The 14,013-nt window shown below is 32.9% G+C and carries 18 protein-coding genes; 8 read left to right on the top strand and 10 right to left on the bottom strand.

Annotated elements, in window-relative coordinates:
- Nucleotide 1 precedes the first annotated feature (1 nt).
- The 3 genes from Q4Q40_RS15375 (at nt 2) to Q4Q40_RS15365 (ending at nt 1,764) form a co-directional block, all read left to right on the top strand.
- Nucleotides 2–196 (top strand): hypothetical protein, encoded by a 195-nt coding sequence (locus tag Q4Q40_RS15375; RefSeq protein ID WP_303302966.1) that lies wholly within the window; start codon nt 2–4, stop codon nt 194–196.
- Between the two features lie 107 nt (nt 197–303).
- The gene (locus Q4Q40_RS15370; RefSeq protein WP_303302784.1) at nt 304–756 is read left to right on the top strand and encodes a 6-pyruvoyl trahydropterin synthase family protein; all 453 of its coding nucleotides are present in this window, start codon (nt 304–306) and stop codon (nt 754–756) included.
- Between the two features lie 255 nt (nt 757–1,011).
- On the top strand, nt 1,012–1,764 hold the full coding sequence (locus tag Q4Q40_RS15365) for a UDP-2,3-diacylglucosamine diphosphatase (protein ID WP_303302962.1): 753 nt from the start codon (nt 1,012–1,014) through the stop codon (nt 1,762–1,764).
- On the opposite strand, the gene Q4Q40_RS15360 is transcribed toward Q4Q40_RS15365, so the two are convergent.
- The 5 genes from Q4Q40_RS15360 to Q4Q40_RS15340 form a co-directional block, all read right to left on the bottom strand.
- On the bottom strand, nt 1,761–2,516 hold the full coding sequence (locus Q4Q40_RS15360; RefSeq protein WP_303302783.1) for a hypothetical protein: 756 nt from the start codon (nt 2,514–2,516) through the stop codon (nt 1,761–1,763). The two genes, Q4Q40_RS15365 and Q4Q40_RS15360, sit on opposite strands and share 4 nt — an antisense overlap.
- 31 nt (nt 2,517–2,547) lie before the next feature.
- A complete protein-coding gene (locus Q4Q40_RS15355) occupies nt 2,548–3,813 on the bottom strand; it encodes an MFS transporter (protein WP_303302782.1) in 1,266 nt (421 codons plus the stop codon).
- 6 nt (nt 3,814–3,819) lie between these two features.
- Nucleotides 3,820–4,950 carry a Fic family protein gene (locus tag Q4Q40_RS15350; RefSeq protein ID WP_303302781.1) on the bottom strand — a complete coding sequence of 377 codons (1,131 nt, stop codon included), beginning with the start codon at nt 4,948–4,950 and terminating at the stop codon, nt 3,820–3,822.
- 127 nt (nt 4,951–5,077) lie between these two features.
- Nucleotides 5,078–6,769 carry a single-stranded-DNA-specific exonuclease RecJ gene (recJ, locus tag Q4Q40_RS15345; RefSeq protein ID WP_303302780.1) on the bottom strand — a complete coding sequence of 564 codons (1,692 nt, stop codon included), beginning with the start codon at nt 6,767–6,769 and terminating at the stop codon, nt 5,078–5,080.
- A 45-nt stretch (nt 6,770–6,814) separates the two neighbouring features.
- Nucleotides 6,815–7,243, bottom strand: coding sequence for an OsmC family protein (locus Q4Q40_RS15340; protein WP_303302779.1), 429 nt, complete (start codon nt 7,241–7,243; stop codon nt 6,815–6,817).
- A gap of 60 nt (nt 7,244–7,303) precedes the next feature.
- On the opposite strand from Q4Q40_RS15340, the gene Q4Q40_RS15335 reads away from it, so the two are divergent.
- On the top strand, nt 7,304–7,894 hold the full coding sequence (locus Q4Q40_RS15335; RefSeq protein WP_303302778.1) for a carboxymuconolactone decarboxylase family protein: 591 nt from the start codon (nt 7,304–7,306) through the stop codon (nt 7,892–7,894).
- 70 nt (nt 7,895–7,964) lie between these two features.
- Nucleotides 7,965–8,747, top strand: coding sequence for a toxin-antitoxin system YwqK family antitoxin (locus Q4Q40_RS15330; protein WP_303302777.1), 783 nt, complete (start codon nt 7,965–7,967; stop codon nt 8,745–8,747).
- Between the two features lie 67 nt (nt 8,748–8,814).
- Here Q4Q40_RS15330 and Q4Q40_RS15325 read toward each other — a convergent pair whose 3' ends face one another.
- The 5 genes from Q4Q40_RS15325 to Q4Q40_RS15305 are packed head-to-tail and all read right to left on the bottom strand — an operon-like array spanning nt 8,815 to nt 11,538.
- Entirely contained in the window at nt 8,815–9,384 is a 570-nt protein-coding gene (locus Q4Q40_RS15325; RefSeq protein ID WP_303302776.1) for a uracil-DNA glycosylase family protein, read from the bottom strand.
- A 12-nt stretch (nt 9,385–9,396) separates the two neighbouring features.
- Nucleotides 9,397–9,741 (bottom strand): HopJ type III effector protein, encoded by a 345-nt coding sequence (locus Q4Q40_RS15320; protein WP_303302775.1) that lies wholly within the window; start codon nt 9,739–9,741, stop codon nt 9,397–9,399.
- Nucleotides 9,742–9,746: 5 nt separating this feature from the next.
- Complete coding sequence (gene rsmI / locus Q4Q40_RS15315) at nt 9,747–10,418, bottom strand: 16S rRNA (cytidine(1402)-2'-O)-methyltransferase (protein WP_303302774.1); 672 nt, start codon at nt 10,416–10,418, stop codon at nt 9,747–9,749.
- Nucleotides 10,418–10,774: a DoxX family protein gene (locus tag Q4Q40_RS15310; protein WP_303302772.1), complete on the bottom strand. Its 357-nt coding sequence runs from the start codon at nt 10,772–10,774 to the stop codon at nt 10,418–10,420. Before Q4Q40_RS15310 ends, rsmI begins: the two co-directional genes overlap by 1 nt.
- A 20-nt stretch (nt 10,775–10,794) precedes the next feature.
- Nucleotides 10,795–11,538: a DUF8457 domain-containing protein gene (locus Q4Q40_RS15305; RefSeq protein ID WP_303302771.1), complete on the bottom strand. Its 744-nt coding sequence runs from the start codon at nt 11,536–11,538 to the stop codon at nt 10,795–10,797.
- A gap of 103 nt (nt 11,539–11,641) precedes the next feature.
- On the opposite strand from Q4Q40_RS15305, the gene Q4Q40_RS15300 reads away from it, so the two are divergent.
- From Q4Q40_RS15300 to mscL, 3 genes are all read left to right on the top strand, one after another.
- Complete coding sequence (locus Q4Q40_RS15300) at nt 11,642–12,295, top strand: thymidine kinase (RefSeq protein WP_303302770.1); 654 nt, start codon at nt 11,642–11,644, stop codon at nt 12,293–12,295.
- Nucleotides 12,288–13,397, top strand: a complete 1,110-nt coding sequence (alr, locus tag Q4Q40_RS15295) for an alanine racemase (protein WP_303302769.1) — start codon at nt 12,288–12,290, stop codon at nt 13,395–13,397. The genes Q4Q40_RS15300 and alr overlap by 8 nt, the downstream gene beginning before the upstream one ends.
- A 76-nt stretch (nt 13,398–13,473) precedes the next feature.
- Nucleotides 13,474–13,875 (top strand): large-conductance mechanosensitive channel protein MscL, encoded by a 402-nt coding sequence (gene mscL, locus Q4Q40_RS15290; protein WP_303302768.1) that lies wholly within the window; start codon nt 13,474–13,476, stop codon nt 13,873–13,875.
- The last annotated feature ends 138 nt before the right edge of the window (nt 13,876–14,013 follow it).

Below are 14,013 nucleotides of genomic sequence, written 5' to 3'. Positions count from 1 at the left end.
TTTGCCATACAGTATAAAAACAAGTATGCTATTACTAACGCCCTTTCTTCAACAAATTAATATAGAAGATAAAATACAAAACGCTCCCGATAAAGGCTACGAAATAGGCGTTTTTATTGGTTCAATGTTACCATTTGTTGTCCTCGTGTTGCTTGCATATTCAATTTATAGATATAATAAAAAGAAGAACCAATAAAGAATAATTATGGATATCATGTCATTTATAAGCGGAAACGGGTTATTTCTGTTACTAGCTTTAGTTTTAATAATTGTTTACCTAGTAAATAGAAGAAAAAGAAGATAATGAGCAACATTCGCATCACAAAGCAATTTTCTTTCGAAACAGGTCACGCTCTTTACGGGTACGACGGTAAGTGTAAAAACGTACATGGTCACAGTTATAAACTATCTGTAACCGTTATAGGAAGCCCTATTACAGACCATACCAATGTCAAATTCGGGATGGTTATCGACTTTGGAGATCTAAAAAAAATCGTAAAAGAAGAAATAGTTAACGTATTCGATCATGCTACTGTATTTAATAAAAACACCCCACACGTAGAACTAGCCAGAGAGCTTGAAAATAGAGGACACAATGTATTGTTAGTAGATTACCAACCCACTAGTGAAATGATGGTTATCGATTTTTCAAAAAAAATAAAAAAACGTTTGCCAAAACACATTTCATTACACTCTTTAAAACTTCAAGAAACCGATACTTCCTTTGCAGAATGGTATGCTTCCGATAATAATTAGGGCGTTCCCTTTCAGGTCGGGTTTTCACAAGTCGCTCTCTGCGAGGAGCTCCAACAATTGCTCAATCCCTAACGCACTAATCCGCAATGGGATGTGTTCAGCCTTCAGAGTTTGTACTAATTTGTGTCAAAAAAACTTAAAATCAACAAACCAATATCAATTGAAATTTAAAACTTATTAATAATGAGATTCCTACTGGAGTTTGTTTTGAGCTAGACGAAAGGCAGGAATTTATATTATATTTACAGCATGCAAATTCAAATTCCAAAAGGAAAAAAAATATACTTTGCCTCCGATAATCATTTAGGAGCTCCAACCAGAGAAGCATCGCTTCCTCGCGAAAAAAAGTTTGTTGCTTGGTTAGACGAAGTAAAGCAAGATGCGGCGGCTATTTTTCTTCTAGGTGATTTATTCGACTTTTGGATGGACTATAAAAAAGTAGTTCCAAAAGGTTTTACAAGAACACTAGGTAAACTAGCCGAGATCTCAGATTCGGGCATTCCAATTTATTACTTTGTGGGCAATCATGATTTATGGATGAATGGCTATTTTGAAGAAGAACTCAATATTCCTGTGTACCACAAACCAAAAGAATTCACCTTTAATAATAAAACATTCTTTATTGGTCATGGAGATGGTTTAGGTCCTGGAGATAAAGGTTACAAACGCATGAAAAAGGTATTTACAAATTCATTTTGTAAATGGTTATTCAGATGGTTACACCCAGACTTAGGGGTTAAAATGGCACAATATTTATCAGTAAAAAACAAATTCATTTCTGGCGATGAAGACGCCCAATTTTTAGGAGAAGACAATGAGTGGTTGGTACAATATTGTAAACGAAAGTTAGAAGACAAACACCACGATTATTTTGTATTTGGACATCGTCATTTACCACTAAATATAGATCTTAAAGACAACTCTAAATACATCAATCTAGGCGATTGGATAAGTTATTACACTTATGGTGTTTTTGATGGTGAAAATTTTGACTTGAAGGAATATTAGTTTAAAAGATCAAATTTTTCTCCAGTAATTGACTCAACTAATTTAGTAAATGATTCAAGAGAAATTAATTTAGATAAAACTTCATCTCCAAACTTTCCTTTTATAATTTCTATCAAGTTCTTTTTATTTAACTTTTTTACCAATTTTTCTAGGTCTTCAAAATGGCTATCCAGTATTTGACCTGTAAAATCCAATTTAAGCTCAATTCTTTCTAATGAATTTCTTAAAATACTTATATTTTCAATTATTATTTCTTGTTGGTCAAAAGAAAAATAATCTTCATCGCTGAAAACTTTGCTTTCTTTCAAATACCACTCAAATAATTCTGTAAATGGCTTAAAAAAATATGTGATAAAATCTACCTTAAAATCATGATAATCGCCTCCTCTTTTATAATAATTCCAATCTCTAACTAAATCAATATAATCATTTGAATACTTATTCGAATGATTATATCTTTCTAGAATTGTAAAAAAACCGAAAGCTCCTTGTAGTTCTCTAGACACTAATTTCTCTTTTACCTCTCTTTGTCCTTTTGGAGAATTAATACAATCATCAGAGAATAGTTTAACTTTTAAATCTTTAAAATCTGTTGACAATCTCTCTAATATTCTAGAAGAAATTTCTTGATCTAAAAGAAAGAAAAAAAACTGATTCATTTTTAATGTTAAATCACTAAAATCACAATACTCAATATCAAGAGAGTAATCTTTAAACTTATCTAAAAGTTCATATGAATTTAGTTGTCTCATAAATTTCAGTAATTAGATTAATCTCAAATATTTATTCTTTCTCATGCGCCTCAATATCTTTAGTTAGATCTAACTTTCTAAACGATGGCGATACCAGTCCAGTAGTTACAACAGTTATCAATGTCATCGTGCCTCCAAAAACAACAGCTACAACAGCTCCCATATATTTTGCCGTTATACCACTCTCAAAAGCACCCAACTCGTTAGAAGACCCTACAAACATAGAATTTACAGAAGAAACACGCCCACGCATATGATCTGGTGTTTTAATCTGCAAAATGGTTTGTCTAATTACCATAGAAACGCCATCTGTCATCCCACTAAAGAATAATGCCAGTAGCGAAACCCAGAAAATAGATGACAACCCAAAGACTATAATACAAACCCCAAAACCAAAAATAGCAGCTAGTAATTTCATACCAGCATTTTTACTTATTGGTATATATGCTGTTACTAACATGGTTAAAAAAGCGCCAACAGCAGGAGCTGCACGAAGTACTCCAAAGCCTTCACTTCCCACTTCTAAAATATCTTGAGCAAAAACAGGGAGTAAGGCAATAGCACCGCCAAATAAGACAGCCACCATATCTAAAGTCATCGCGCCTAAAATAGCTTTCGTTTTAAATACAAATCGCACCCCTTCCTTAAGGCTTTGTATTACAGGCTCTCCTATTTTAGGATTTAAAATAGGTTTTCGCTTTATCTGAAACAAAATAATTAAAGACAATAAAACTAACCCAAAAACAATGCAAAGCGACCAATGCACACCTATCCACCCAATAGAAAGCCCTCCAAATGCAGGCCCTAAAACACCAGCCATTTGCCAGGTAGAACTATTCCAGGTAGCAGCATTAGGGTATATTTTTTTAGGAACAATTAAAGCCACTAAAGAAAAAATAGTTGGTCCGAAAAAAGAACGTAAAAAACCTCCAAAAAATACTAGTCCATAAATAGAGTAAAGTATCGTTCTGGTTGCCCAACCTTCAACAATGGTATCCCAGGTTAATAAAAATAGCCCTAAACTAATTAACGAAAACGCGGCAATACATAAGGCTAAAAGGTTTCGTTTTTCTTTCTGGTCTACAATATGTCCCGCAAATAAAGCCATGGTAAATGCTGGAATTATTTCCATTAAACCAATAATTCCAAGAGAAAGAGGGTCTTTAGTTAGGCTATAAACCTGCCATTCAATCACAATAAATTGCATAGACCATCCGAATACCAATACAAAACGGACTAATAAAAAAATATTAAACTCTTTAATTCGTAAGGCTGCATAGGGGTCTTTTTTCGCCATTAAAATTTAATTTTTATTAGTAAACAAATCTAAATAGTCGCTAAATGCATAAAGACGGCCTCGTTCAGCACCAGTTACTTCATCAATAATCTTTAAAAACTCTAAATCTCTTAAAAGCTTATAAGCAGATGCAGGAGATTTATCTATTACTACAGCTACAGTCGCTGCATTTATTATAGGTTTAGTATATAAATAATCTATTAATAATTTTGCATCTGTACTTCTACCTTTTAGTGTCTTGATTTTTTCATCAATAATTTTTTGAAGTTGTAAAATCCCATCAAAGGTTTTAACACCTTTTTGCGCTGTTTCTATAATTCCTGTTAAAAAAAACTTAAGCCACTGTGATAAATCGTTATGAGTTCTAACACGCATCAAATTATCATAATAAAGCATCCTATTTCTTTCAAAAAAATCAGATAAATATAGAATAGGTTGTTTCAAAATACCTTTACTAACTAAATATAAGGTTATTAATAATCTACCAACCCTTCCATTACCATCTAAAAAAGGATGAATAGTTTCAAATTGATAATGAATAATTGCTATTTTAAGTAAATCTGGTAAATGATTTAATTTATTATTTGCGAATTTCTCAATATCAGACATTAAATCATTTATTGAATTATAATTTGGAGGCACAAAAACAGCATCGTCAATAGAAGCTCCTCCAATCCAATTTTGGCTCGTTCTATATGCTCCAGGTAATTTATTCTCTCCTCTTACTCCTTGCAAAAGAATCTTATGTGTCTGTTTTATTAACCTTGAAGAAAAAGGCAGTGTATGTAACATCTTAACTGCCTCATTCATAGCTGAAATGTAATTTTGTACTTCTTCCCAATCATCTCTTTTCTCGTAAGCTACATCTTCCTTACTTAAAAAAGCATCTTCCATATTAGTTTGGGTACCCTCAATTTTAGATGATTGAGTTGCCTCTTTTGCTATATGCATACTTACATATAAATCTAAATTGACGTATTCCGAGTACATATCTAATCTTCCCAAATGTCTATCTGCTTTACTTAATAAAGCAAATATCTGCATGTCCGTTATTTCCCAATCTTTATGTATTAGATTAGGTTCAAAACTTTTATAATAACCCTGATTTATATTTCTTCCCGATTGAAAACTATTCATATAAAATTAAAATAACTATGGTCTTTACTTTACAAAAATAGATAAAACTAAAATAACTACGGATTTTATTTTATTTTTATGTTAAAAACTAAAACAATAACACTATTGTTTTAGTTTTTAACAATAATCACTCCTTAATATCCCTTAACTTAAGTTGTAACGACACATTACCTTGCCACTCATTTTCATCTACAGAATAAACAGCTCTAAATGGTTTTTTGTTTGAAATCAAATCAAACTTATCTCCCATACTAAAACCAATACAAACAATATTACTAGCATCGGGTTGTGTAGCTGTTAATCTTAAATGTGTTTTATCTGCACCCACACACTTACCATAACCTGTATCTGTTAAATTTTCAGTCATAAAAACAGGTGTCATATTATTAGGACCAAAAGGTGCAAATTGTTTTAAAACGCGATAGAATTTTGGCGTAATATGATTCAAATTAATTTCAATATCTGCTTTTATCTCAGGAATTAATAAGTTTTTATCGATCGTTCTGGAAACCACATCTTCAAAAGCTTGCTTAAACGCTTCATAATTTTCTTCTTTCAAAGTTAATCCTGCAGCATATTTATGTCCACCAAATTGCTCAATATGCTCACTACATTCGCCTAAAGCATTATAGATATCAAAATCTTTAACAGAACGCGCCGAAGCAGCTAATTTATCGCCACTTTTAGTAAAGACTAAAGTTGGTCTATAATACGTTTCTGTTAATCTAGAAGCCACAATACCAATAACGCCTTTATGCCAAGTTTTATCGTAAATAACAGTAGTAAAACGTTTCTGTTCTTCCTGTTCTTCAATTTGCTTAAGAGCTTCTTCTGTAATTCGTTTATCTGTTTCACGTCTGTCTAGGTTATAATCATTAATCTCAGAAGCATATTTCTCTGCCAAGTCCTCATCCTCCTCTGCTAACAAAGTTACTGCATAATTACCATGCTTCATACGTCCAGCAGCATTTATTCTGGGAGCTACAATAAAAACGACATCAGTAATAGTTAATTCCGTTTTTTCGACTTGATTTAAAATTGCTTTAATCCCTGGTCGTGGTTTGGTATTAATTACCAGAAGTCCGAAATAAGCCAATACTCTATTTTCTCCATTTATAGGAACAATATCGGCACCAATAGCAGTAGCTACTAAATCTAAATATTCCGTTAAGTCATCTACTGTTTTCCCTTCTTTTAGTGCTAATGCTTGTATCAATTTAAACCCTACGCCACAACCACACAACTCCTTAAACGGATATTCGCAATCTTCTCGTTTAGGATCTAAAACAGCTGCCGCTTTAGGAATCTCTTTTCCTGGTCTATGATGATCACAAATAATAAAATCAATCCCTTTCTCTTTAGCAAATGCTACTTTTTCTATAGCTTTAATACCACAATCTAAAGCTATAATAAGTGTAAAGTCATTTTCTAAAGCAAAATTGATTCCTTTATATGATATCCCATAACCCTCATCGTATCTGTTCGGAATATAGGTATGAACTAAACCATATCGTGTTTTTAAATATGTAGACATTAAAGCAACAGAAGTTGTACCATCTACATCATAATCACCATAAACTAAAATATTCTCGCTATTAACAATGGCTTTTTCAATGCGGGCAACAGCTTTATCCATATCTTTCATTAAGTATGGATCGTGCAAGTCGTCTAAGCTTGGTCTAAAAAAAGCTTTAGCTTGCTCATACGTTTCAATACCACGTTGTAATAACAATGTTGCTAATACCGAATCTACTTGGAGAGCTTTTTGTAATGCTTCTATTTTAGAGGGGGCTGGTTTGGGTTTTAATGTCCAACGCATGGATTAATTGAAATTTTATATTTTAAAAGTTAGAACTTGATTCCTTTAATCCTTATTTTTATAAAAATGAGTTTCTATAGTTAATTCTGAAAATTGTCGAAACATTTCCATAACACCACAATATTTTTCAATAGATAAATCAACCGCTTTTTGAAGTTTTTTTTCATTTAAATCGGATCCATAAAAATGAAAATGCATGGTTACTTTATCATAATATTTTGGATGCTCTTCGGTAAGGTTTGCTTCTGTATCTATTTTAAAATCATCTACTTCTAATTTCATTTTTTTAATTAGAGAAGCCACATCCAAACCAGAACAACCAGCTAAAGCAGATAACATTAAAGCTTTAGGACGATATCCTTCACTTTTACCACCATTTTCTTCACCCGCATCAATAAACAAATTATGCCCTGAGGGATTAGTACTCTCAAACTTCATGTCTCCTAACCATGTTGTTGTAATATGATTTGTCATTTTTTATTAAATTATTTTTTGTTTCTTGTAATTTCAAAAATACTACTAAAAAATATAAATATGCCTTTAGTAACACCTTTATCTGCTAATCATGATTCTGAGACCAAAGAACTTGCAGAATTCTTTAATGAAACTTTGGGTTTTTGTCCAAACTCGGTGCTTACCATGCAACATCGCCCAGCCATTAGTAAAGCATTTATAAACCTAAACAAGGCCGTTATGGCTAACGAGGGACGCGTAAGCTCTGCTTTAAAAAGAATGATTGCCTGGGTAAGCAGCAACGCAACAGGTTGCAGATACTGTCAAGCACATGCTATTCGTGCAGCCGAACGCTATGGTGCAGAGCAAGAACAATTAGATAATATATGGGAATATCGTACACATCCTGCTTTTAATGAAGCAGAACGTGCTGCTTTAGATTTCTCTTTACTAGCCTCTCAAATACCAAATGGTGTAGACGATACTATTAAAAAACGCCTACATGAATATTGGAATGATGGCGAAATTGTAGAAATGCTTGGTGTTATTTCTCTATTCGGATATTTAAACCGTTGGAACGATTCTATGGGCACTTCTATTGAGGATGGTGCCGTTGAAAGTGGTGTAAAATATCTTGAAAAACATGGTTGGGAAAAAGGGAAGCATAAATAATTTTAAACTAAATCCTTGGTGGTTAGATAATTATTCCTTATGTTAGCGGCAACTATTATAACCCAAAATTATGAATTTACCTACAACAACCGCTCGCGTGCTACTGTTTTGCGCGCTTTTCAGTCTTTTTAATTGTAATAATAAAACAAGTAAAGACCCATCAGAACCCAATTACATTCCAAGAAACTGGTACTTTGTAGACTCTTACAACGGTGTAAAAGTTTATAGAGATAACATTTCTAGAGAACCCTTAGACGGTTATTTTATCGTTGGAGATGAAATGACAAAATGGGAAGAATTCCATATTAAAGAAGGTCTTTTATATGGAAAATACGTTTTCTACCACCAGAATGGAAAAAAATTCATGCATTCCAACTACAGTAAAGGAAAACTTCATGGAGAAGAAAGAACATATTTCCCTAACGGAAAGTTGAAAAAAGTAAGCAATTACACAAACGGCATTCTTAATGGAAAAGTTACATGTTATTTTGAAAATGGCAAAGTGCTTTCTGAATCTGAAATGAAGGATGACAAACCTGTAACATCTTTAACTTACAACGATTCTGGGGACATCGAATCTAAAATGTTTATTAAAGATGGAAGAAATATAACACAATCTCTTAAAAACGGTAAAGTGTTTAAAGAACAAATAACATCTAATTACGACAATTTTGAAGGCGTAAAATTTTATAATGATGATAGCAGTATGAAAATTTATCTACAAATGGTAGATGAAGGAAAAGATACTTACTTAGTTGAACTAAATGAAGAAGGAAAAGAAATAAAACGTATTAATTTTGCTACAGATCCTAGAGAGATCTCAAAATACAAAGAATACATAAGTAGCCTTTAAAATATTAACCCGTTTTATTAAAAAATTTAAACCTCACCTTATGGTGGGGTTTTTTGTTTACACAAAGTTAAATCAGGTATTTTACTCTTTCTTGTAACCCTGGTAACACCTCAACATCAAACCACGGGTTCTTTGTTAACCAAAACCGATTTCTAGGTGATGGGTGAGGTAACGGCAAATATTTAGGTAAATAGTCTTTGTAGTTTGCTACCGTTTCGGTTAATGTTTTCTTTGCTTCTTTTTTTAAATAATATTTCTGAGAATACATCCCTATTAAAATAACCAATTCTATATTTGATAGCTTATTTAATAACAGCTCGTGCCATTGCGGAGCACATTCTGGTCGTGGCGGTAAATCGCCTGTTTTGCCCTTTCCTGGGTAACAAAACCCCATAGGAATTAAAGCTATTTTGGTATCATCATAAAATTGTTTGTCTGTAACCCCCAACCATTTTCGTAATTGTCTACCACTCGGATCGTCCCAAGGCACTCCTGTTTTATGAACACGTGTTCCAGGAGCTTGTCCAATAATAACAATTTTAGCATCAGGATGTGCACTTACAATAGGACGAGGTCCCAAGGGCAAATGTTCCGAACATATGTCACATTGCCTTATATCGTAAAGTAAATCGTCCATCAAAATAAGTTGTTATTTTTCACTTAATGCTTCCTCACTAAAAGAAAGGCCTTCAAAACCTGTTTTCATAAAGTTTCTAATGTTTTGGTGACCTGTTCCATCGGGATCTTTCAATACCTCATTAAAATAAAACGAACCAAAACACGCCAAAGTTTCTTCTTTTGTTAATCCCTGCTTTTTTGCAAAAGCAAACAATTTACAAGAACCAGAGTTCTCTCCGCTTTTATTTTGTAACATGCCATTTGTAAACGCTACTGGAGAAAAATTATAGTTGGATTCTATAACATCCATCGTTTCAGAGAATTCGATGGCTTCTGGTGAATTTTTAAGTTTATTTTTAAATGCTTCTATAATCATTAATCTTATTTCTTTCCACCAACAACAATTACAATTTCGCCTTTTGGTGGTTTATTAGTATAATATTCTAAAACTTCTTTAGCGGTTCCTCTAATAGTTTCTTCGTAAAGTTTTGTAAGCTCTCTGGATACTGATACCTGTCTATCCGCTCCAAAATACTCACAAAAATGCCCAAGTGTTTTTATTAATTTATGTGGACTTTCATAAAAAATAATGGTTCTCTTTTCTTCTGCCAATAATAACAAGCGCGTTTGTCGTCCCTTTTTAACAGGTAAAAAACCTTCAAATACAAACTTATCATTAGGCAATCCAGAATTGACCAAAGCGGGCACAAAAGCTGTTGCCCCAGGAAGACAATCTACTTCAATATTATTTTCTATACAGGCTCGGGTTAGCAAAAACCCTGGATCTGAAATGGCAGGTGTTCCCGCATCACTAATCAATGCTATAGCTGTGCCACCTTTTAATTTCTGAATAACACTTGCAACAGTCTTATGCTCATTATGCATATGGTGCGATTGCATATGCGTTGTAATTTCGAAATGTTTTAAAAGCTTTCCAGAAGTTCGCGTGTCTTCAGCAAGAATGAGATCGACTTCTTTTAAAGTTTCAATGGCTCTAAAAGTAATATCCTTTAAGTTCCCTATAGGTGTTGGTACAATATAAAGCTTACTCATTAATCTCTAATTTGTTTTCCTAAAAAATAAGATGGAAAAATTAGTAGCAATCCATAAAGAGAAAAGCCTACAATGCCATCTCCTGCATAATAATGTGCTGCCGTTGCCAATACCAAATCAAAGAAAAAACCAGCATAAGCCCATTCTGTTAGCCAAGTACTTTTTCGCCATAAAATCATAGCTATACCCAAAACTTTTAATATAGCTAAAGGAATCACCACATAGGTTGGGTAATTAAGGTTTTCAAAAAAACCTTTAACCATTTCTGTACTTGTAAAATACATAGAGGCAGAATATCCCATTAACAAACACAAGAGCACGGTGCTTATCCAATATAAAATTTTGTTTATTTTCATCAGACTATGGTCGAGAGTTTTTATTGAAACTTACTTTCAATAATTTGCATAAATCGCGTTTCGATTTCTTCTTTATCAACCCAATTATTATAATCGGGCTTTATAATGTCTTCTATTAAATGCTTCGCATCACTAAAAGTAACCGACGTATTTAACTGAGATATCACACGATCATAATCTTCATTTTTACCATCAAATAAATGCTTTATAAACGCAATTTTATCATTAAGTCCAATGTTAAATCCTCCCGTTTTTAATATGTCATTCAACGTTTTTTTATCATCTCCTTTTCCTTTCTGCGCCTTAGAAACAGGTTCAAAAACTGGTGTTTCTTTATACCCTTCTGTAATCTCTTCTAAATCATCTTTATGATAATCTTGTTTAGGAATGGCCTCTTCAAAAAGAGTATCAACTTCTTGAGTTTCATGAGGCATTTGCGCCACCATATCTTTAATTTTTTCCATAACAGGCTCCATAATATCATCCTCTTCAACTTCATCAAGATTGATATAAATTTTGTCCTCTATTTCAACGGTATCACTAACCTTATTGTTAAATGCCTTATCTAACATACCAAAAAAGGATGAGTCGCTCCCAATTATTGGTATATCATCTTCAAAATTCTCATTTGCAAACTTTAACACCGATAATTTTTCGTAAAGAGCTGACACTTCTGCATGCATTTTAACAACATCTTCTTTTCCTTTTAATTTAAGAATTCTATGTGCTATACTAATGAGTTCCGACTCTATCTTCCTCTTCATTATTTATAATTTTTAAATTATTGCTATTTTGGCTTTTGATTTTTAATAAATTTGCGCCACCTTTATACAAATAATTGCTTTGTTTTAGTGCTAAAATTACGAAATGTTTCTTGAAAATACAGTAAATCATAAAGAACAATTTGGATGGATTGAAGTTATCTGTGGATCGATGTTCTCTGGAAAAACGGAAGAATTAATCCGCAGACTTAAGCGTGCGCAATTTGCAAGGCAAAAAGTAGAGATTTTTAAACCTACTGTCGATGTACGCTACAATGAAGAAATGGTTGTATCTCATGATGCTAACGAAATTCGCTCCACACCTGTCCCTGCCGCGGCTAACATACCAATTTTGGCTGATGGTTGCGATGTTATTGGTATTGATGAAGCTCAATTTTTTGATGACGAAATTATCCGGGTTTGTAACGACCTAGCAAATAAAGGCATTCGGGTTATTGTTGCTGGACTTGATATGGACTTTAAGGGAAATCCTTTCGGACCTATGCCTTTTTTAATGGCAACGGCCGATTATGTTACAAAAGTGCATGCAGTATGTACTAGAACTGGCAATTTAGCACAATACAGTTATCGTAAAGCTAAAAGTGATAATTTAGTCCTTATTGGTGAAGTCGATGAATATGAACCCTTAAGTAGAGCCGCTTATTACAAAGCCATGATGCGAGATAAAGTTAGAAACATGAAGGTAAAAGACGCCGAAGAAGTGACTCCTAAACCAAACCAACAAAGTCCTAATGCTTAAAACGCAAGAAACTGTACTTGAAATTGATTTAAAAGCACTTAAACATAATTTTGAGCATCTAAAATCGAAACTCCAAAACAATACCAAGTTTTTAGCCGTTGTTAAGGCCTTTGGATACGGAAGTGATTCCTGCGAGATAGGAAACTACCTAGAAGCATTAGGAGTCGATTATTTTGCTGTAGCATACACACAAGAAGGCATTGCATTACGTAAAGCAGGTATTACAAAACCTATTTTAGTATTACATCCGCAAGCTGTAAATTTAAAAGCATTGATAACGCATTCCTTAGAGCCTAGTTTATATAATGCGAAAATTTTAAAGGAATTTATTAAAATAGCCACCGCAGAAAAACAAAACGACTATCCTGTTCATATAAAATTCAATACGGGCTTAAACAGACTTGGTTTTGAGTACAATGACATCGATTATATCGTTTCAGAAATAGAAAAAACAGACACTTTAAAAGTGACATCTATCTTTTCCCATATAGCTGCTAGTGAAGATCTAGATGAAAAAGAATTCACTTTACATCAAATTGCAAACTTTAATACTATTTCTAAAAAGATAATTGAGAAACTAGATTACAAACCTATGCTTCACATGTGCAATACTTCGGGTATATTAAATTATCCTGATGCACATTTTGATATGGTTAGAAGTGGTATTGGTCTTTATGGGTTTGGGAATTCTGAAAAAGAGAATAAAAACTTAACGCCTATTGCCACTTTAAAAACAGTAATTTCTCAAATTCATAACATCGAAAAAGGAGAATCTGTTGGCTACAATAGAGCCTTTAAATCTAACTCGTTTTTAAAAACAGCGACACTCCCTATTGGTCATGCAGATGGTATTGGCAGACAATATGGCAATGGAAAAGGTTTCGTGACTATACACGGGAAACAAGCTCCTATTGTTGGTAATGTTTGTATGGATATGATTATGGTTAATATTACCAACATAGATTGTAAAGAAGGTGACGAAGTCATTATTTTTGACCAAAACAATACCACAGCTGAACACTTAGCAGAAACTACGAATACTATTTCTTACGAACTTATAACATCTATTTCTCAAAGAGTTAAGCGTATTTTATTGAAATAAGATATTTAACAAATGTTAACTTTTAAGCTTTTTTTTACTTATTTTAGTCATTAATTAACCAAAAACACTAAAAATTATGCTTAAAGAGTTTAAAGATTTTGCCATGAAAGGCAATTTAGTCGACATTGCTGTCGGTTTTGTAATGGGTGCCGCTTTTAATAAAGTAGTTGCTTCATTTACAGGAGGCATTGTATCCCCATTAATTGGTTTAATTTTTAATGCAGATTTCAAAGATCTAAAATATGTACTTAAGGAAGGAATCGCCAATGCAGATGGCGTTATAGAAGGCGAAGTATCTTTACTTTGGGGCGCTTTCTTAACTAATGTGATCGACTTTATTATTGTGGCATTTGTTATGTTCATGATTGTAAAAGGCGTTAACAAAATGAAGAAGAAAGAAGAGGAAGCACCAGCTCCACCAGCAGGACCATCACAAGAAGATTTACTTGCAGAAATAAGAGATTTGCTTAAAAAATAACTGTTTGTTAAATAAATAACATCGTGTTATTTGTTGTTAAAAAGACCTCATTTTTAAAAAATGAGGTCTTTTTTTAGATTTTAAAATGGAATTAATACTTAATTTTGTTTTCTAAGAAATTTATTAAATATTAAAAAA

Source organism: Flavivirga jejuensis (assembly GCF_030540765.1).
Lineage (GTDB): Bacteria > Bacteroidota > Bacteroidia > Flavobacteriales > Flavobacteriaceae > Flavivirga > Flavivirga jejuensis.
This window is presented reverse-complemented; position numbering and strand designations above follow the sequence as displayed.